The sequence below is a fragment of the Flaviramulus sp. BrNp1-15 genome, from assembly GCF_022259695.1.
Classification (GTDB): Bacteria; Bacteroidota; Bacteroidia; order Flavobacteriales; family Flavobacteriaceae; genus BrNp1-15.
In genome coordinates this window covers 3525245-3543838 of record NZ_CP092099.1, presented here as the reverse complement: position 1 = coordinate 3543838, position 18594 = coordinate 3525245, and the positions used below count along the sequence as shown (strand labels likewise).

The following is an 18594-nucleotide window of genomic DNA, read 5'->3' as shown; positions in this document are numbered from 1 at the left end:
TGCTGAAAACAATTCAGCGGTTACGAATTTAATAAAAAAGGGATGTGCTTTTTGTATTCGTTAAATGATAAATATCAAAAAGTTATTAACGAAAGATATGCTTTTGTTGAAACTAATTACCCAATAATCATTCCTGCAATTGTAGCAGAAATTAAAGAAGCAATAGTTCCTCCAATTAGAGCTTTCATGCCAAATTTAGATAGGGTTTTACGTTGTCCTGGTGCTAATGAGCCAATACCACCAATTTGAATACCAATAGAAGCAAAATTAGCAAAACCACAAAGCATGTAGGTTGCCATTATTATTGACTTTTCATAAGTTAAATGAATGCTGTTACCAACATTTTTTAAATCTGCTAATTGGATATAACCTATAAATTCGCTGGCTGCTAATTTGATACCCAAAAGCTGTCCCATTAAAGCCATATCTTCTTTAGCAACACCAATTAACCACATAAGTGGCGCAAAAGCATAACCTAAGATAAGTTCTAATGATAAACTTTCGTAAGGTGTTTTGCTTACCACCCAATCGTTAATTGTAGTAATATTTCCAACCCATCCTAGAATACCATTAAACATGGCGATAAATGCAACAAAAACAAGAAGCATCGCACCAACATTAACAGCCAATTTTAAACCTTCGGTTGTACCGTTTGCTATAGCATCTAAAAAGTTAGAACCTATTTTTTCTTGAGAAACAGTTACATCAGTATTTACATCTTCGGTTTGTGGGTATAATATTTTTGAAATGACTATTGCTCCAGGAGCTGCCATTACAGATGCTGCTAATAAATGTTTGGCATAAAATAATCTTAAAGCAGGATCGTCACCTCCAAGAAACCCAATGTAAGCTGCTAATACAGCACCAGCAACGGTTGCCATACCACCAATCATTACTAAAAGCATCTCAGACTTATTCATTTTTTCTAAATAAGCTTTTATTAAAAGAGGTGCTTCTGTTTGTCCTAAAAATATGTTTCCGGCAACACTTAAACTTTCTGCTCCAGAAATTTTTAAAGCTTTAGAAAGTAACCAAGCCATGGCTTTAACTACTTTTTGAATAATGCCTAAATAGAATAAAACAGAAGTTAATGCTGAAAAGAATATGATTGTTGGTAATACTTGAAAGGCAAAAATAAAGCCGAAGGTATCCATATCAACAACTAAACCTTCAAATAAAAATTTGCTTCCTGCTCTTGTAAATTCTAGTACTTGAACGAATAAGCCACCAATAAATTCAAAAATTGTTTTTACGAACTCAACCTTTAAAACGCCAATAGCTATAAGTAATTGAAAGGCTAAACCAATACCTACAATTTTCCAATTAATAGCTTTTCTATTGCTACTAAAAAGGAAGGCTATAAAAACTAGAGATATCATTCCCAGTATACCACGCCAAAGACTATTTATTGAAAAACCTTGACTTGGAATTATTTTACTATTTGTAGTATTTTCTATTTCAGATTTAGATATATCTTCAGTTGGAGGATTAGAATGGTCTTCGTTGATAGATTTTACCATTTCAGTTTCAACTACTAAAGTGTTTTCTATAGTATCGAGTTTTGTTGTGCTGTCTAAATCTTGAGCTATTATTGTTGAAGTAAAAAGAAAAAATATAGCAATACAAGGCAAAAGCAGTTTTCTCATAGTATAAATTGGGTATTATCCTCGTTTTGAGATTTCGTCACGAATATGAGCTGCTTTTTCATAATCTTCGTTAGCAACAGCTTCTTCTAATAGTTTATTAAGCTCATCTAGTGTTTTTGCTTTAAAGCTTTCACGAGGTTCGCTAGATTCTAATTCGTTTGCTATGAGCTCATCCATTAAAACGCTATCTTGAGTATCGTCGGTTTCATCCTCTTTTTTAGGACTTACTTTTAGGTAAATGCCAGCTTTATCAAGAATGTTTTTATAAGTAAAAATAGGTGCTTGAAAGCGAAGTGCTAATGCTATAGCATCACTGGTTCTGGCATCAATAATTTCCTCAATTTTATCGCGTTCGCAAATTAAACTTGAATAAAAGACACCATCTACTAGCTTATGAATTATGACTTGTTTTACAACAATATCAAATCTATCAGCAAAATTCTTAAATAAATCATGAGTTAAAGGTCTTGGAGGACTAATTTCCTTTTCTAAAGCTATGGCTATAGATTGAGCTTCAAAAGCACCAATTACTATTGGTAGTTTTCGCTCTCCATCTACTTCATTTAAAATTAAAGCATAAGCGCCATTTTGGGTTTGGCTGTAGGATATTCCTTTTATATTTAATCTTACTAAACTCATAATTTATAAAACGCAAAGAACTGTTTAAATTAGGACTTTACCAACTACCTAAGGTAGATTTAAGATAAAATACTAATTTAAGCAGTTCAATATACGTTACAATTTATAAAAAAAATATTTATTGTTGCGCTTTAAACGCTTTTAATTTTTCAATAAGTGAAGGTACAACTTCAAAAGCATCACCAACAACACCATAGTCTGCAGCTTTAAAGAAAGGCGCTTCAGGATCTGTGTTAATAACTACTTTTACTTTAGAGGCATTAATACCTGCTAAATGTTGAATTGCACCAGAAATACCAATAGCAATATAAAGGTTAGAAGCTACCGGTTTACCTGTTTGTCCTACGTGTTCGCTATGAGGTCTCCAACCTAAATCTGAAACAGGTTTAGAGCAAGCAGTTGCAGCACCTAAAACATCAGCTAATTCTTCAATCATTCCCCAATTTTCAGGACCTTTTAAACCACGACCTGCAGATACTACAGTTTCAGCATCGGCAATAGTTACTTTATCAGTTGCTTTGTCTGTTGATTCAATTGTAACTCCTAATTCTGGAATTGAAGGCGAAAAGTCTTCCGCGGAAGCGCTACCACTATTTTCTACTAAACCGAAAGCGTTGTTTGAAACACCAACAATTTTTACATCGGTATTTATTTGAGTAATTTCAAAAGCTTTATTTGTAAATGCTGAACGTTTTACTGTAAAAGGGCTTGTGCTTGAAGGTGCTTCAACTACGTTAGAAGCATAACCTGCATTTAAACCTACAGCTAAAAGCGGCGCTAAATATTTGCTGTTTGCACTAGAGCTAACTACTACAACTTTAGCGCTTTCACTTTCTGCAGCTTGCTGAATAGCAACAGCATAAGCATTAGCGTTAAATTCGTTTAATTGTGCGTTTTTAACATTTAAAACTTTATCTACACCATAATTACCTAAAGTAGAGGTGTCGTCTGTGTTAATAGCAATTGCTGTAACAGTTGTTCCTAATTGATTAGCAACTGCTTTAGCATAAGAAGCTACTTCAAAAGCTGTTTTTTTAAATGTTCCTTGTTCTGATTCTGTATATACTAAAACTGACATAAACTTAATTTTTTAAATCACTTTAGCTTCGTTATGAAGCAAGCTTACTAATTCATCTAAATTATCTGGAGAAACCAAAGTTACTGCACCTTTTGGAGCAGGTTTTTCAAACGAAACTGAAGTCGTTTCAGCATCAGCATCAACTGGTTCAACTACATTTAATGGTTTTTTTCGGGCCATCATAATACCTCTCATGTTAGGTATACGTAAATCACTTTCTTCAACTAAACCTTTTTGTCCGCCTATAACTAAAGGTAATGATGTAGATACGGTTTCTTTTCCACCATCAATTTCTCTTGTCGCTTTCGCGGAAGTTCCATCTATTTCAAGATTTATACAGTTGTTAACGAAGTTTGATTGTGTTAAACCTGCAATCATACCTGGTACCATGCCACCATTGTAATCAATAGATTCACGACCAGCAATAACTAAATCATAACCACCGTCTTTAGCAACATTAGCTAATTGTTTTGCAACTGAAAAACTATCAGTTGCAGCAGTGTTTACGCGTATAGCTGCATCTGCACCAATAGCTAAAGCTTTACGCAATGTAGGTTCTGTTTCAGGTCCACCAACATTTACAACAGTTACATTTGCACCTTGTTTTTCTTTAAACCACATGGCTCTTGTTAAACCAAATTCATCATTTGGGTTAATTACAAACTGTACACCATTGGTGTCAAATTTTGTGTCACCATCAGTAAAATTAATCTTTGAAGTAGTGTCTGGTACATGACTTATACACACTAATATTTTCATAATATATGGTATTTTAATGTCTTAATTTTTATACGGCTACGAAGTTAATTATTTTATTTCTAAAAATACTATGCATGCATAATAAATTTTAAAAAAATCTTTTGAATAGGTATGGCATTTATTGTTATTTTTGCTACTCGAATTAAAATAATCCTTAATGAAGACAATTCAATTTAGAGAAGCTGTATGTGAAGCCATGAGTGAAGAAATGCGTAGAGACGAAAGCATTTATTTAATGGGTGAGGAAGTAGCAGAATATAACGGTGCCTACAAAGCATCAAAAGGTATGTTAGATGAGTTTGGTCCAAAGCGTGTTATTGATACACCAATTGCTGAGCTTGGTTTTGCTGGTATTGCTATTGGCTCTACCATGACAGGTAACAGGCCGATAGTTGAATATATGACTTTTAACTTCTCGTTAGTTGGAATTGATCAAATTATAAATAATGCTGCAAAAATCAGACAAATGTCTGGAGGACAGTTTAATTGTCCTATCGTTTTTCGTGGCCCAACAGCCTCTGCAGGTCAATTAGGAGCTACACATTCACAAGCTTTTGAAAACTGGTTTGCAAATACACCTGGTTTAAAAGTTGTGGTGCCATCAAATCCTTATGATGCAAAAGGTTTATTAAAAGCGGCTATTCGTGATAATGACCCAGTTATTTTTATGGAAAGTGAGCAAATGTATGGTGATAAAGGCGAAGTGCCAGAAGGTGAATATATTTTACCATTAGGAGTTGCCGATATAAAACGTGAAGGAACAGATGTTACTATTGTATCATTTGGAAAAATAATTAAGGAAGCTTATAAAGCTGCTGATGAACTTGAAAAAGAAGGTATTTCTTGTGAAATCATCGATTTACGTACTGTTCGTCCAATGGATAGAAAAGCTATTGTAGAGTCGGTTAAAAAAACAAATCGTTTAGTGGTTTTAGAAGAAGCATGGCCTTTTGGAAATGTTGCAACAGAAATTACATATTTAGTACAAAGTGAAGCATTCGATTATTTAGATGCTCCTATTGTAAAAATTAATACAGCAGATACACCTGCACCGTATTCTCCAGTTTTACTAGCAGAATGGTTACCTAATCATGAAGATGTTATTAAAGCTGTTAAAAAAGTAATGTATAAATAAATCGTATTTTTTTACGTTATATAAACTTCATTAGCATGATTGTTGATGAAGTTTTTTTGTATTATGAATATAAGACTACTTATTGCCCTTTTTTTCTTTGGAATTTTTTCCACTATCGCACAAACCAAAGTTAGTGGTTATGTGTTTGATGAATTTAATGAACCTTTATCCTTTGTAAATATTATTTTTAAAGGATCTACACAAGGAACAATTACCGACGAAAATGGAAAGTTTTATTTAGAATCTGATGAAACCTGGGAAGCATTAACGGTGTCTTTTATTGGTTATGAAACTTTAAGTATTCCTTTAGATAAAAAAGTAAACTACAATTTAAAATTTACTTTAAAAGAAGAAGCTGCAGAGTTAGATGCTGTGGTTATTATATCGGGAAAGCAATCCAAAAAGAATAATCCTGCTATAGATTTACTCAGAAAAATTTGGGCAAATAAGCGTAGTAATGGGCTTAAACAATTCAAACAATTTGAATACGATAAATACGAAAAAGTAGAATTCGATATTAATACCATAGATAGTACGCTTATTAAAAGCAAGTTGTTTAGAGGTATGGAGTTTGTTTTTGATGAAGTTGATACCTCTAGAGTTACAGGTAAAACCTATTTGCCTATGTTTATTAATGAAGCTGTTTCTAAAGTTTATGGCGATAATGTAATTAATAAAACAAAAGAAGTTTTAGAAGGAAATAAAAACTCTGGATTTAGCGATAATCAAGTTATTATTGATTTTGTAGACGATTTGTATTCCGATTTTAATGTATACGATAATTACCTGAAGTTTTTCGATAAAAGCTTTGTAAGTCCACTCTCTAAAACTGGAATTAATACTTACAATTATGTGCTTTCAGATAGTGCATATGTAGATGATAAGTGGTGTTATAACATTATTTATTATCCAAGACGAAAAAACGAACTCACTTTTAAGGGCGATTTTTGGGTAGCAGATACCACTTATGCTATTAAAGAAATTAATTTACAAGCATCAAAAAGTGCCAATATAAACTGGGTAAAAGAAATTTACATTGAGCAAGAGTTTGAGGTTTTAAATGATTCATTATTTCTTGTAAAACGTGATTACATGATGTCTGATTTTGCTTTTAGTAAAAAGGAACAATCACGTGGTATTTACGGAAAACGAACTACACTATATGATAACTATAAATTTGATATAGAAAAAGATAAAAAGTTCTATGAAAGGGAGGTTTATAATTATGATAAAGACGTTTATGATAGAGATGATGCCTTTTGGGAAGAAAACCGTTTAGAATCATTAAACAAAGATGAAAAAGGGGTTTACAAAATGCTGGATACCTTGAAAACGGTTAAAAAATTTAAACGTCTCTATAATCTAGGAAGTATTTTGGCATCAGGATACATAGAGTTTAACACATTGCCTTTAGATTACGGGCCTATTTTTTCTACTTTCGGATTTAATGAAGTTGAAGGTTTACGATTACGAGCAGGAGGAAGAACCTACTTTGGAAGAAATGACCTTTGGCGATTAGAAGGTTTTATGGCTTACGGTTTTAGCGATGATAAATTTAAATATGGTATTTCTGGTAAATGGTTGCTAGATAAAAAGAGCCGATTGATTATTTCTGGTGGTAATAGGAGAGATGTAGAACAAATAGGAGCAAGTTTAACAACAAGTACAGATGTTTTAGGAAGAAGTTTAGCATCTTCATCGGTAGTTGGTACAAGTACAAACGATAAACTAACATCAATTAATTTAACCAGTTTAGCTATTGAAGCTGAGCCATGGCGAAATGTAATTTTTAGATTAGGCGGAAATTACAGAACTTTAGAATCTGCCTCACCAACATTCAGTTTAGATTACAATACTGAAAATGGTATTAAATCTGAAATTAAGCAGTTTGAAAGTTCATTTTCTGTATCCTATTTCCCTAAACGAAAAATGACAGGTTTTGGTGTAGAACGTAAAACAGCTAATGATGATTTTGCACGTATTTTTGCTCAAGTAAGTCGAGGCGATAAAAGTATTTTTAATAGCGATTTTGATTATACAAAAGTTCAACTGTCTTACACACAACCATGGCAAGTTGGTGGTTTTGGAAGGTTAACCACTACAGTAGAAGCGGGAAAAACTTTTGGAGAAGTGCCATTAGGCTTACTTAGTGTAATTCCTGGTAACCAATCCTACTTTTCAATTTATAACACCTTTTCTCAATTAGATTTTTACGAATTTGTTTCTGATACTTATACGTCATTCCATTTTGAACATAATTTTAACGGGCGCTTCTTTTCAAGAATTCCTTTCTTAAGAAAATTCAATCTTCGTGAAATTGTTAGTATTCGTGGTGTTTGGGGAGAAATGTCTCAGGAAAATATCAATCTAAACAATACAGGTTTGCCAAATGCTATTCCGTTAGTGGCGCCTTCAAATGAACCATATTACGAATATAGTTTGGGTGTAGGTAATATTTTTAAAGTATTTAGAATAGACTTTAATTTTAGAGGAAATTATAAGGATAATGTTGAATATCCTGATGCTAGAAAGTTTGGTGTAACAGGTAGTTTTGGATTTTATTTTTAAGATGATTCTTTTAACCACATGAAACAAAACTTGTTTTATAGGTTTTTTTAAAATTTGAAAGTTCGTTTAAGGGTCTCGTACAACCGTCAGTTACGGGTTTAAAGTAGATTTAGCACTGACGTTAGCAATTCCGAGTAGATTAGGACGTAGTCGAATCCGTCGTAATTGTGGTTATACATTGTTGGCAATAGTTATTTTTTAATAGTAAATCCAATTGGTGCTTTCAGTTTTCCAGAGTCATACATATTAATATATATTGAAACTGTATCTTTTGAGTTTTCCCAAGTAACTCGATAGTTATCTAACATTACACTACCAAAACCAAATGGGTCATTATCACTTTTAACTGGACAACAACTCCCAGCTCTATAATATGAAATTTTCTCACCATTCGGTCCAGCTAATGCATTAAGAAATCTTCTTTCATTTCTTGGTCCTTCTGAATCTTTATACCCTCCAACTTCAACGGGATTCTTCGGTGACAAACCATAAGTTTTATCAGTAGATATTTCAGTTATTAAAAATGTATTATTGTCACGAAGAATCTGTGGTTCATTCTTTGATATTAGTTTGGTTGAAGAGCAAGAGAAAATGAAGAATAGGATTCCAAAAGATAATATTAATTTTTTCATTTTGAGTTTTTTTTAATTTTTGTCAATGCGATGATATGACGTTGTTCTTTAATGACTTATACCAATCGTTAAACGAATTTAGCTGAAAATTTTTACAAAGTCAAGTAGCAAATAAACAAAAAAGACCGCCTTACAAACAGACAGTCTTTTCATAATTTATAAAAGCTTTTTAGCTTATAGCCCAAAAACTTCTTTTACTTTGTCAACATAATCTAGTTTTTCCCAAGTAAATAACTCAACATCTAAAGTTGTAGTTTCTCCATTAGGTTGAGAAAATGTTTTGGTAACAGTTTCAGTTTCACGTCCCATGTGTCCGTAAGCAGCTGTTTCGCTATATATTGGTGAACGTAACTTTAATCGTTCTTCAATGGCAAATGGACGCATATCAAAAATCTCTGATACTTTTTCGGCAATTTCACCATCAGTCATATTAAATGGGCATGTACCGTAAGTATCAATAAAAATACCCATAGGTTCAACAACGCCAATAGCATAACTCACCTGCACTAAAACTTCATCTGCAACCCCGGCAGCAACTAAATTTTTAGCAATGTGCCTTGTTGCATAAGCAGCACTTCTATCTACTTTACTTGGGTCTTTTCCCGAGAAAGCACCACCACCATGAGCACCTTTTCCTCCATAAGTATCAACAATAATTTTACGTCCTGTTAATCCTGTATCTCCGTGAGGTCCACCAATAACAAATTTCCCTGTTGGATTTATATGATATTTAATATCGTCATTAAATAGTTTTTGAATGGTTTCAGGAAGTTTTGCAACCACACGCGGAATTAAAATCTGAACAATATCTTTTCTAATTTTAGCAAGCATGGTTTCATCATCTGCAAACTCGTCATGCTGTGTTGATACAACAATAGCATCTATACGTTGCGGAATATTATCATCGCTATACTCAATAGTTACCTGACTTTTAGAATCTGGTCTTAAATAAGTAATATCTTTATTTTCTCTTCGTAATGCTGCAAGTTCTTTTAAAATTCTATGCGATAAATCTAAGGCCAGAGGCATAAAATTTTCAGTTTCATTTGTAGCGTAACCAAACATCATACCTTGGTCTCCAGCACCTTGTTCTTCTTTGCTTCCTCTATCTACTCCTTGATTGATATCTTCAGATTGTTCGTGAATAGCAGAAAGTACACCGCATGAATTTCCATCAAACATATACTCGCCTTTCGTGTACCCGATTTTGTTAATGGTATCTCTGGCAATTTTTTGAACATCTAAGTATGTGTGAGATTTTACCTCTCCAGCCAGAACTACTTGTCCTGTAGTTACTAAGGTTTCGCATGCCACTTTAGAGTCTTTATCAAACGCTAAAAAATTATCAATTAATGCATCACTAATTTGATCTGCTACCTTATCTGGGTGTCCTTCAGAAACACTTTCCGAAGTAAATAAATAAGCCATATATTAAATTTTATTCAAGATTTGACGGATAACGTCGAAGGAAGTTCTCACTGCCTTTAGCATTTTTAAATTTATGCTGAACTTGTTTCAGTATCTTTTAAGATTAAAAAAAGTTCAATATAAAAAGAGGTTGCAATCAGTCAAATCTTTCCTCTGTTATTTGTGACGGTAAAAATAAAAAAATAAAAAGGACTGGTGGATGATTTTGTTTTTTTTCGACAAAAAGTAATTTTTTTACTTTTTGGTGAAAAACAATTGTTAGTTAAAAATTATTTATAAATATTTGTAATGCATAAATGAGAAATAAAGTTTTAAATATCATTTCTATTATTGTCATTGTGATTATTTCACAGTGATTGGGAATGGTATATAAAAACTTAAATAAATTTAAACCTTCCTAAAACTGGAAGGTTTTTTTATGGATTTTTTTTCATTTTTGAACATCATAGAAAATACAGTTTAAATAACTGATAAACAGATTGTTAATATTTTTTTTGTGATTATGGATTTAACCTTAAAAATTTAAGATTAGCTATTATAAAAACCTAATAAATTACTTTCGATGCTTATTAATTCTCTTTTGAAGAATATTTAATAAAAATCTAAATAATTTAACTCATTGACTAACTAAAACAAAAAATAAAAGATTATCTGCAACAAAAATGAAGGAACTTAATAAACACAGTAAAAGGTTAACGCAAGATGAATCTCAACCAGCATCCCAAGCCATGTTATATGCAGTTGGTTTGACTGATGAGGATATGAAGAAAGCTCAAGTGGGTATTGCTAGTACAGGGTACGATGGAAACCCTTGTAACATGCACTTAAATGGATTAGCTGCAGAGGTTAAAATTGAGTGTAAAATAGCTGGTTTAATAGGTTTAGGGTTTAATACGATTGGTGTTAGCGATGGTATTTCTATGGGTACTTCTGGTATGAATTACTCATTAGCATCACGAGATATTATTGCAGATTCCATTGAAACTGTAATGAATGCTCAAAGTTATGATGCATTAATTTCTGTGGTTGGTTGTGATAAAAATATGCCAGGAGCAGTTATTGCGATGTTGCGTTTAAACCGTCCGTCAATAATGATGTACGGAGGAACTATTGCTTCAGGAAAATACAAAGGAAAAAAATTAAATATCGTTTCTGCTTTTGAAGCTTTAGGACAGAAAGTTGCTGGTGAAATTGAAGAAGATGAGTATAGAGAAATTATAAAAAGAGCTATTCCGGGAGCGGGTGCTTGTGGTGGTATGTACACAGCAAACACAATGGCTTCTGCTATTGAGTGTATGGGTTTTGCACTTCCTTATAATTCTTCTATTCCTGCTGAAAACCCTAATAAATTATCTGAAAGCGAAAGAACTGCAAGAGCGATAAAAAATCTTTTGGAGTTAGATTTAAAGCCTTTAGATATTATTTCTAAAAAATCTATTGAAAATGCTATCGCACTTGTAAATGCTTTAGGTGGTTCAACCAATGCGGTGTTACACTTTTTAGCCATTGCCCATGCAGCAGATATCGATTTTACTTTGGAAGATTTTCAACGTGTTAGTGATAGAACCCCATTGATAGCCGATTTAAAACCTAGTGGAAAATATTTAATGGAAGATGTTCATGGTATTGGTGGAACACCTGCTGTTATGAAATATTTATTAGACAATGGTTATTTACATGGTGAGTGTATGACAGTTACTGGTAAAACTTTGGCTGAAAATTTAAAAGATGTTGAACCTCTTAAATTTGAAGATGAGCAAGATGTTATTTATCCAAAAGATAAAGCATTAAAAACTTCAGGGAACTTACAGATTCTTTATGGAAACTTAGCTTCTGAAGGCGCTGTAGCAAAAATTTCAGGAAAAGAAGGATTAGTATTTGAAGGTAAAGCGGTGGTTTATGATGGTGAGCAAGCTGCTAATACAGGAATTTCAAATGGCGAAGTAGAAAGAGGAGATGTGGTCGTCATTAGATATGTAGGTCCAAAAGGTGGTCCAGGAATGCCAGAAATGCTAAAACCAACTTCGTTAATTATGGGAGCTGGTTTAGGAAAATCTGTTGCTTTAATTACAGATGGTCGTTTTTCAGGAGGAACACACGGTTTTGTTGTTGGTCATATTACTCCAGAAGCACAATCTGGGGGAACCATAGGATTATTAGAAACAGGAGATAAAATTAGAATTAGCGCTGAAGATAACTCTATTAATGTTCTAATTTCTGATGAGGAGTTAGCAAAACGTAAAGCAGAATGGACAGAGCCAGAGTTAAAACACAAAAAAGGAATACTATATAAATATGCAAAATCTGTAGCATCAGCTTCTAAAGGATGTGTTACCGATGCATTTTAAAACAAATTATACATCACCCGAGTTTAATTTAAAGGGCGTAAACATTGTGAGTTATGGATACACAAACAGTAAAAAAAACCAAAGAAGTGGCAGCTAAAACAGAACGTATAACAGGTAGTGAAGCTATTATTAGATGTTTAATAGAAGAAGGCGTAGATATTCTTTATGGATATCCAGGAGGAGCTATTATGCCTGTTTATGATGAATTATACAAGTACCAAGACAAAATTCATCATGTCTTAACGCGCCACGAACAAGGAGCTACGCATGCTGCTCAAGGCTATGCTCGTATTTCCGGTAAAGTAGGAGTTGCTATGGCAACTTCTGGTCCAGGAGCTACTAACTTAATAACAGGAATTGCAGATGCACAAATAGATTCTACACCTATGGTGTGTATCACAGGACAGGTGTTTTCTCATTTATTAGGAAGTGATGCGTTTCAAGAAACCGATATCGTTGGAATTTCAACACCGGTTACAAAATGGAATCATCAAGTAACTAAAGCTTCAGAAATTCCAGAAGTTTTAGCTAAAGCATTTTACATTGCAAAAAGCGGTCGTCCAGGACCAGTTTTAGTAGATATTACTAAAGATGCTCAAGTTTCTGAGTTTGATTTTAAATATGAAAAGTGTACAGGCATTAGAAGTTATATTCCAGTGCCAAAAACTAATCCAGAGGCAGTTAAAGCTGCAGCAGAATTAATAAATGCAGCTAAAAAACCCATGATTGTTTGGGGGCAAGGTGTTATTCTTGGAGAAGCTGAAAAAGAATTAAAAGCAGTGATTGAAAAAGCAGGTATTCCATCTGCTTGGACAATTCTTGGGGCTTCTGCACTTCCTACATCACATCCATTAAATATTGGTATGGTGGGTATGCATGGTAATTATGCGCCAAATAAGTTAACTAACGAATGTGATGTGCTTATTGCTATTGGGATGCGTTTTGATGATCGTGTTACAGGAAGTTTAGATACGTATGCAAAACAAGCAAAAGTTATCCATTTTGATATTGATCCAGCAGAAATTGACAAAAATGTAAAAACAGATGTTGCTGTTATTGGTGATTCAAAAGATAGTCTAGCTAAACTTTTACCACTATTAAATAAAAATTCTCACGAATCTTGGCTACAAGAATTTAAAGATTTATATGAAGTTGAATATGAAAAAGTAATAAAGAATGATATTTCTCCAACTAAAGAAGGGTTAACCATGGGAGAAGTATTAAAGCAAATAAATATTGAAACAAAAGGTAATGCTGCAATCGTTTCAGATGTTGGACAACACCAAATGATAGCTTGTCGTTATGCAGATTTTAATATTACAAAAAGTAATATCACATCAGGCGGTTTAGGTACAATGGGATTTGCTTTACCAGCAGCTATTGGTGCAAAAATGGCAGCACCAGAAAGAGAAGTGGTTGCTATTATTGGTGATGGTGGTTACCAAATGACTATTCAAGAATTAGGAACCATTTTCCAACAACAAGTACCAGTAAAAATTGTGGTTTTAAATAATGAATTTTTAGGAATGGTGCGTCAATGGCAACAGCTATTTTTCGACAAACGATACGCATCTACAGAAATGACAAACCCTAATTTTGTGGCCATAGCAGAAGGCTATTATATTAAAGCCAGAAAAGTTGTTAAGCGAGAAGAATTAGCAGATGCAGTAAAAGAAATGATTGCATCAAAAGAATCTTATTTCTTAGAGGTTTGTGTAGAAAAAGAAGATAATGTATTTCCAATGATTCCTTCGGGAGCATCGGTTTCAGATGTACGTTTAAGCTAAATTAGAAATCAAATGAAAGAAGATATAAAAACATTAACCATATCCATTTACACCGAAAATAACATCGGTTTGCTAAACCGTATATCGGCAATTTTTCAACGTAGACATATCAATATTGAAAGCTTAACCACTTCACAGTCAGAGATAGAAGGTGTTAATCGTTTTGTGATTGTTGTAAATATTTCAGAAACTCAAGCTAAAAAGATTGTAGGTCAATTTGAAAAGCAAGTGGAAGTTATTCGAGCTTATTATCATACAGATGAAGAAACTATTTATCAGGAATCAGGTATGTTTAAAATAAAATCAGCTTTATTGTTTGAAGAGCCTCAAATTCAGAATATAATTAAAGAAAGTAATACAAGAATAGTTACTGTAAATAAAGAGTTTTTTGTACTAGAAAAGTCTGGAAGAAGAAACGAAATTGAATCATTGCGTAGAGATTTAAATGTTTTTGGCATTATGCAATTTGTGCGTTCTGGTCGCATAGCAGTAACTAAAGATGAAATGAAAGTAACAGAAATGCTATTAGCATTCAATAACCAATAATAACTAATAATTAAAAATGGGAAATTATTTTAACACACTATCGTTAAGAGACAAGTTAAATCAATTATCGAAGTGTAGATTCATGGACTCTTCAGAGTTTGAAGAAGGTGTAAATGCATTAAAAGGTAAAAAAATTGTAGTAGTAGGTTGTGGAGCGCAAGGTTTAAATCAAGGGTTAAACATGAGAGATTCTGGGTTAAATATTTCTTATGCTTTAAGACCGCAAGCCATTGCTGAAAAACGTGCATCTTATGTTAATGCAACCGAAAACGGATTTAATGTAGGAACTTATGAAGAGTTAATTCCATCAGCAGATTTAGTATTAAACTTAACTCCAGATAAGCAACATACTAATGTGGTAAAAGCAGTTATGCCTTTAATGAAAAAAGGAGCAACATTATCATATTCACACGGATTCAATATTGTTGAAGAAGGTATGCAAATACGTGAAGATTTAACAGTTATTATGGTGGCACCTAAATGCCCAGGAACAGAAGTTAGAGAAGAGTATAAAAGAGGTTTTGGTGTACCAACACTTATTGCGGTACATGAAGAAAATGATCCAGAAGGAAAAGGTTGGGCACAAGCAAAAGCTTATGCTGCGGCAACTGGTGGAGATAGAGCTGGTGTTTTAGCATCATCTTTTGTTGCTGAGGTTAAGTCTGATTTAATGGGTGAGCAAACTATTCTTTGTGGTTTGTTACAAACAGGGTCTATTCTTTGTTTTAATAAAATGATTGAAAAAGGCATTGGCGCAGGTTATGCTTCAAAATTAATTCAATATGGTTGGGAAACTGTAACAGAAGGTCTTAAATATGGTGGTATTACTAATATGATGGATCGTTTATCAAACCCAGCAAAGATTAAAGCTTTTGAACTTTCTGAAGAATTAAAAGATATTATGCGTCCGCTATTCCAAAAGCATATGGATGATATTATGGAAGGTAAGTTTTCTAGCGGAATGATGCAAGATTGGGCTAATGATGATAAAGATTTATTAGGATGGAGAGCTGAAACTGCTGAAACGGCTTTCGAAAAAACGCCAGCTGGAGATGTTGAAATTTCAGAACAAGAATACTATGATAATGGTGTGTTAATGGTAGCCATGGTAAGAGCAGGAGTTGAACTTGCTTTTGAAGCTATGACAGATTCTGGAATTATTGATGAATCTGCATACTATGAGTCGTTACACGAAACACCACTTATTGCAAATACTATTGCTAGACGTAAATTATACGAAATGAATAGTGTAATCTCTGATACTGCAGAGTATGGTTGCTATTTGTTCGATCATGCTTGTAAACCGTTATTAGCAGATTTTATGACCAAAATAGATACCGATGTTATAGGTAAAGCATATGCTAAAGACAATGGTAAAGGTGTTGATAATGCTAAATTAATAGAGGTGAATAAGGCTTTAAGAGAACATCCTGTTGAAAAAATAGGATCTTTTTTAAGAGCATCAATGACAGCTATGAAACCTATAGTTTAAAAAAAGAGTTTATGAATAAGGAAAACAAAACATATTTTCCTAGTATAGATAATATTAAAGTAGCTGCCGATACCATTAAAAAAGTATCGGCAGTTACGCCTTTAAGCCATAGCATAAGATATTCAAAACAATTTAATGCTAATATTCTTTTAAAGCGCGAAGACTTGCAGCAAGTACGTTCTTATAAAATTAGAGGAGCTTATAACAAAATAAGCTCACTAACTACAAAAGAATCTGCAAATGGAGTCGTTTGTGCAAGTGCTGGTAATCATGCCCAAGGTGTTGCCCTATCGTGTAAATTATTAAAAATAAAAGGCACTATTTATATACCTGCACCAACACCAAATCAAAAAGTAGAGCAAGTTAAAATGTTTGGCGAAGATTATATTGAAATTAAATTAGTAGGTGATACGTATGATGATGCTTATCACGCTGCTATGTTAGAGTGTAATCAGCTAAAAAAAACATTTATACATCCTTTTAATGATGAAAAGGTTATTGAAGGACAAGCAACTATAGGCTTAGAGATTTTAGAACAAAGTGATGTTCCTATCGATTATGTTTTTATTGCTGTTGGTGGTGGAGGTTTAGCAGCGGGTTTATCAACTGTTTTTAAAACATTGTCACCAAATACAAAAATTATTGGTGTAGAGCCAGAAGGTGCTCCATCAATGACGGTTTCAATAAAAAACAACAAAAACACAGAGTTAGACCATATCGAAAAATTTATTGATGGTGCTGCTGTAAAACGTGTGGGCGATTTAAATTTTGAAATTTGTAAAGCAAATTTACATGCGATGTTAACAGTGCCAGAAGGTAAAGTTTGCGAAACTATTTTAGAACTTTATAATAAAGATGCTATAGTGGTAGAGCCTGCTGGAGCATTAAGTATATCTGCACTAGATTTTTATGCCGATGAAATAAAAGGTAAAAATGTAGTTTGTGTTGTAAGTGGGAGTAATAATGATATTACACGTACTCCAGAAATAAAAGAACGTGCTTTACTATACGCTAATTTAAAGCATTATTTTATTATAAATTTCCCTCAACGGGCAGGAGCGCTAAAAGAGTTTGTGGTTGATATTTTAGGCGAAAACGATGATGTTACTTACTTTCAGTATGCTAAAAAGACGAATCGAGAAAATGGTTCAGCTGTGGTTGGAGTTCAATTAAAATCGGCTTATGATTTAAAGCCTTTAATAGATCGTATGAAGGAGCGTAATTTTTATGGTGATTATCTAAATGACAAACCAGATTTGTTTGAGTTTTTGGTTTAAGGCTGATAATTTATTTTTTCCAATATTGAATATTTTGATTGTACATAGCATCTAAAGATAATTGAACAGATCTTGCCGTATCTGCTCCTGTATATACATTTGAAATAGGTTCTTTGTTTTCTATAATAGAATCTCTAAAATCAACTAAAGCTTGTTTAGTTGGGTCTAAATGAGATATTTCAATAGGATAACCTTTGCCTTGTAAATATGCGTTAGCCGTTGCTCCAGAAACACCATCTACATCTGTTATTTCTTTTTTAAATCCTTTTTCATGATAAATCCATGCATTATTGTAATCTAGTAGTATAGTGCCTTTACTTCCATGTACTTTTATTTGATAATCGCCTAGAGAGTTATTGGTTAAGCATGTGAATTTCGCTTTTACACCACTAGGGTATTCAAAGATTAAATGAATATTGTCAAATGTTTCTCTGCCATCTTTCCAAAAGTCAACACCACCAGTTCCCATTATTTTTTTTGGATTTTCACCTAAAACCCAATACACAAAATCTATTTGATGTGAGCATAATTCTGCTACTAATCCACCTGAGTATTCCCGATACATTCTCCAGTTTATTGCACGTTCCAATGAAGGATTTGGAACAGGTCTTCTCCAATCTCCATTTCTATTCCATTGACATTCAAAGGAAGATATTTGACCAATTTCTCCCTTTTTTATTAGGTTCACAACATGACTGTATAGTTTAGAACTATGATATTGGTGCCCCGTTTGAAAAATCAATTTAGAATAAGCTACTTTCTCTACAAGATTATCAATTTCAGTAAAACCTTTTGCCATAGTCTTTTCACAGTAAACGTGTTTTCCTGCGTCTAAAGCATCAATAGCTATTGTTGAATGTGAACTAAAGGGTGTTGCTATTAATACGGCATCTACATCTTTGTTTTCTAATAATTTTTTGTAATCCTTATAGGTGTTAACTTTGTTTTTAGTTCTTGAAATACCTTTTTCTAATTGAAAAGGTAAAATATCACAGATTGCAGAAACATTTATACCTTCAATTTTGTTTAAAACAGAAATGAGTCCACTACCTCTACTGCCAGTGCCTATAATTCCAATATTAACAATATTATTACTACTAAATCTTTTAGATAATGCTCCTAAAGTTGATGAGGTTGTAATTATACCGGCTGTTACAAGCCCTCCTTTAGTTATAAACTCTCTTCTTTTCATCTACTATAATTTTTTAATAGTATTATATACTGCTTGCTACTTGTGAAATTAATTATTGTTTTGCTGA

General features: G+C 33.0%; 14 protein-coding genes. 7 read left to right on the top strand and 7 right to left on the bottom strand.

From position 1 onward, the window contains the following. Positions 1 to 116: 116 nt before the first annotated feature. From MBM09_RS15720 to MBM09_RS15705, 4 genes are all read right to left on the bottom strand, one after another. Positions 117 to 1646 (bottom strand): NupC/NupG family nucleoside CNT transporter, encoded by a 1530-nt coding sequence (locus MBM09_RS15720; protein WP_238674679.1) that lies wholly within the window; start codon positions 1644 to 1646, stop codon positions 117 to 119. Between the two features lie 15 nt (positions 1647 to 1661). Beyond that, entirely contained in the window at positions 1662 to 2285 is a 624-nt protein-coding gene (locus MBM09_RS15715; protein WP_238674677.1) for a bifunctional nuclease family protein, read from the bottom strand. Positions 2286 to 2403: 118 nt separating this feature from the next. After that, positions 2404 to 3363, bottom strand: coding sequence for an electron transfer flavoprotein subunit alpha/FixB family protein (locus MBM09_RS15710; protein ID WP_238674675.1), 960 nt, complete (start codon positions 3361 to 3363; stop codon positions 2404 to 2406). A gap of 12 nt (positions 3364 to 3375) precedes the next feature. Next, positions 3376 to 4122, bottom strand: a complete 747-nt coding sequence (locus tag MBM09_RS15705; RefSeq protein ID WP_238674673.1) for an electron transfer flavoprotein subunit beta/FixA family protein — start codon at positions 4120 to 4122, stop codon at positions 3376 to 3378. Positions 4123 to 4279: 157 nt separating this feature from the next. Between MBM09_RS15705 and MBM09_RS15700 the strand changes: the two genes are divergently transcribed. Further along, positions 4280 to 5257, top strand: a complete 978-nt coding sequence (locus MBM09_RS15700) for a pyruvate dehydrogenase complex E1 component subunit beta (RefSeq protein WP_238674672.1) — start codon at positions 4280 to 4282, stop codon at positions 5255 to 5257. A gap of 63 nt (positions 5258 to 5320) precedes the next feature. Next, the gene (locus MBM09_RS15695; RefSeq protein WP_238674671.1) at positions 5321 to 7825 is read left to right on the top strand and encodes a DUF5686 and carboxypeptidase-like regulatory domain-containing protein; all 2505 of its coding nucleotides are present in this window, start codon (positions 5321 to 5323) and stop codon (positions 7823 to 7825) included. 191 nt (positions 7826 to 8016) lie between these two features. Here MBM09_RS15695 and MBM09_RS15690 read toward each other — a convergent pair whose 3' ends face one another. Together MBM09_RS15690 and metK are read right to left on the bottom strand one after the other, a co-directional pair. Next, complete coding sequence (locus MBM09_RS15690) at positions 8017 to 8310, bottom strand: 2-dehydro-3-deoxyphosphooctonate aldolase (RefSeq protein ID WP_238674669.1); 294 nt, start codon at positions 8308 to 8310, stop codon at positions 8017 to 8019. 321 nt (positions 8311 to 8631) lie between these two features. After that, the gene (gene metK / locus MBM09_RS15685; RefSeq protein ID WP_238674668.1) at positions 8632 to 9885 is read right to left on the bottom strand and encodes a methionine adenosyltransferase; all 1254 of its coding nucleotides are present in this window, start codon (positions 9883 to 9885) and stop codon (positions 8632 to 8634) included. 662 nt (positions 9886 to 10547) lie between these two features. Here metK and ilvD point away from each other — a divergent pair. The 5 genes from ilvD to ilvA are packed head-to-tail and all read left to right on the top strand — an operon-like array spanning position 10548 to position 17335. Then, on the top strand, positions 10548 to 12233 hold the full coding sequence (gene ilvD / locus MBM09_RS15680; protein ID WP_238674667.1) for a dihydroxy-acid dehydratase: 1686 nt from the start codon (positions 10548 to 10550) through the stop codon (positions 12231 to 12233). A gap of 53 nt (positions 12234 to 12286) precedes the next feature. Beyond that, a complete protein-coding gene (gene ilvB / locus MBM09_RS15675) occupies positions 12287 to 14020 on the top strand; it encodes a biosynthetic-type acetolactate synthase large subunit (RefSeq protein WP_238674665.1) in 1734 nt (577 codons plus the stop codon). Positions 14021 to 14032: 12 nt separating this feature from the next. Beyond that, positions 14033 to 14566, top strand: a complete 534-nt coding sequence (gene ilvN, locus MBM09_RS15670; protein WP_238674663.1) for an acetolactate synthase small subunit — start codon at positions 14033 to 14035, stop codon at positions 14564 to 14566. Between the two features lie 16 nt (positions 14567 to 14582). Continuing rightward, positions 14583 to 16058 (top strand): ketol-acid reductoisomerase, encoded by a 1476-nt coding sequence (ilvC, locus tag MBM09_RS15665; RefSeq protein ID WP_238674661.1) that lies wholly within the window; start codon positions 14583 to 14585, stop codon positions 16056 to 16058. An 11-nt stretch (positions 16059 to 16069) separates the two neighbouring features. Then, on the top strand, positions 16070 to 17335 hold the full coding sequence (ilvA, locus tag MBM09_RS15660) for a threonine ammonia-lyase IlvA (RefSeq protein ID WP_238674660.1): 1266 nt from the start codon (positions 16070 to 16072) through the stop codon (positions 17333 to 17335). A 10-nt stretch (positions 17336 to 17345) separates the two neighbouring features. Here the strand turns inward: ilvA and MBM09_RS15655 are convergent, their stop codons facing one another. Next, positions 17346 to 18527 carry a Gfo/Idh/MocA family protein gene (locus MBM09_RS15655; protein WP_238674658.1) on the bottom strand — a complete coding sequence of 394 codons (1182 nt, stop codon included), beginning with the start codon at positions 18525 to 18527 and terminating at the stop codon, positions 17346 to 17348. Between the last annotated feature and the right edge of the window lie 67 nt (positions 18528 to 18594).

Bases quoted from the DNA above. Each gene is read 5' to 3' on its own strand.
- MBM09_RS15720 (WP_238674679.1), bottom strand. From the start codon at position 1,646: ATGAGAAAACTGCTTTTGCCTTGTATTGCTATATTTTTTCTTTTTACT.
- MBM09_RS15715 (WP_238674677.1), bottom strand. From the start codon at position 2,285: ATGAGTTTAGTAAGATTAAATATAAAAGGAATATCCTACAGCCAAACC.
- MBM09_RS15710 (WP_238674675.1), bottom strand. From the start codon at position 3,363: ATGTCAGTTTTAGTATATACAGAATCAGAACAAGGAACATTTAAAAAA.
- MBM09_RS15705 (WP_238674673.1), bottom strand. From the start codon at position 4,122: ATGAAAATATTAGTGTGTATAAGTCATGTACCAGACACTACTTCAAAG.
- MBM09_RS15700 (WP_238674672.1), top strand. From the start codon at position 4,280: ATGAAGACAATTCAATTTAGAGAAGCTGTATGTGAAGCCATGAGTGAA.
- MBM09_RS15695 (WP_238674671.1), top strand. From the start codon at position 5,321: ATGAATATAAGACTACTTATTGCCCTTTTTTTCTTTGGAATTTTTTCC.
- metK (WP_238674668.1), bottom strand. From the start codon at position 9,885: ATGGCTTATTTATTTACTTCGGAAAGTGTTTCTGAAGGACACCCAGAT.
- ilvD (WP_238674667.1), top strand. From the start codon at position 10,548: ATGAAGGAACTTAATAAACACAGTAAAAGGTTAACGCAAGATGAATCT.
- ilvB (WP_238674665.1), top strand. From the start codon at position 12,287: ATGGATACACAAACAGTAAAAAAAACCAAAGAAGTGGCAGCTAAAACA.
- ilvN (WP_238674663.1), top strand. From the start codon at position 14,033: ATGAAAGAAGATATAAAAACATTAACCATATCCATTTACACCGAAAAT.
- ilvC (WP_238674661.1), top strand. From the start codon at position 14,583: ATGGGAAATTATTTTAACACACTATCGTTAAGAGACAAGTTAAATCAA.
- ilvA (WP_238674660.1), top strand. From the start codon at position 16,070: ATGAATAAGGAAAACAAAACATATTTTCCTAGTATAGATAATATTAAA.
- MBM09_RS15655 (WP_238674658.1), bottom strand. From the start codon at position 18,527: ATGAAAAGAAGAGAGTTTATAACTAAAGGAGGGCTTGTAACAGCCGGT.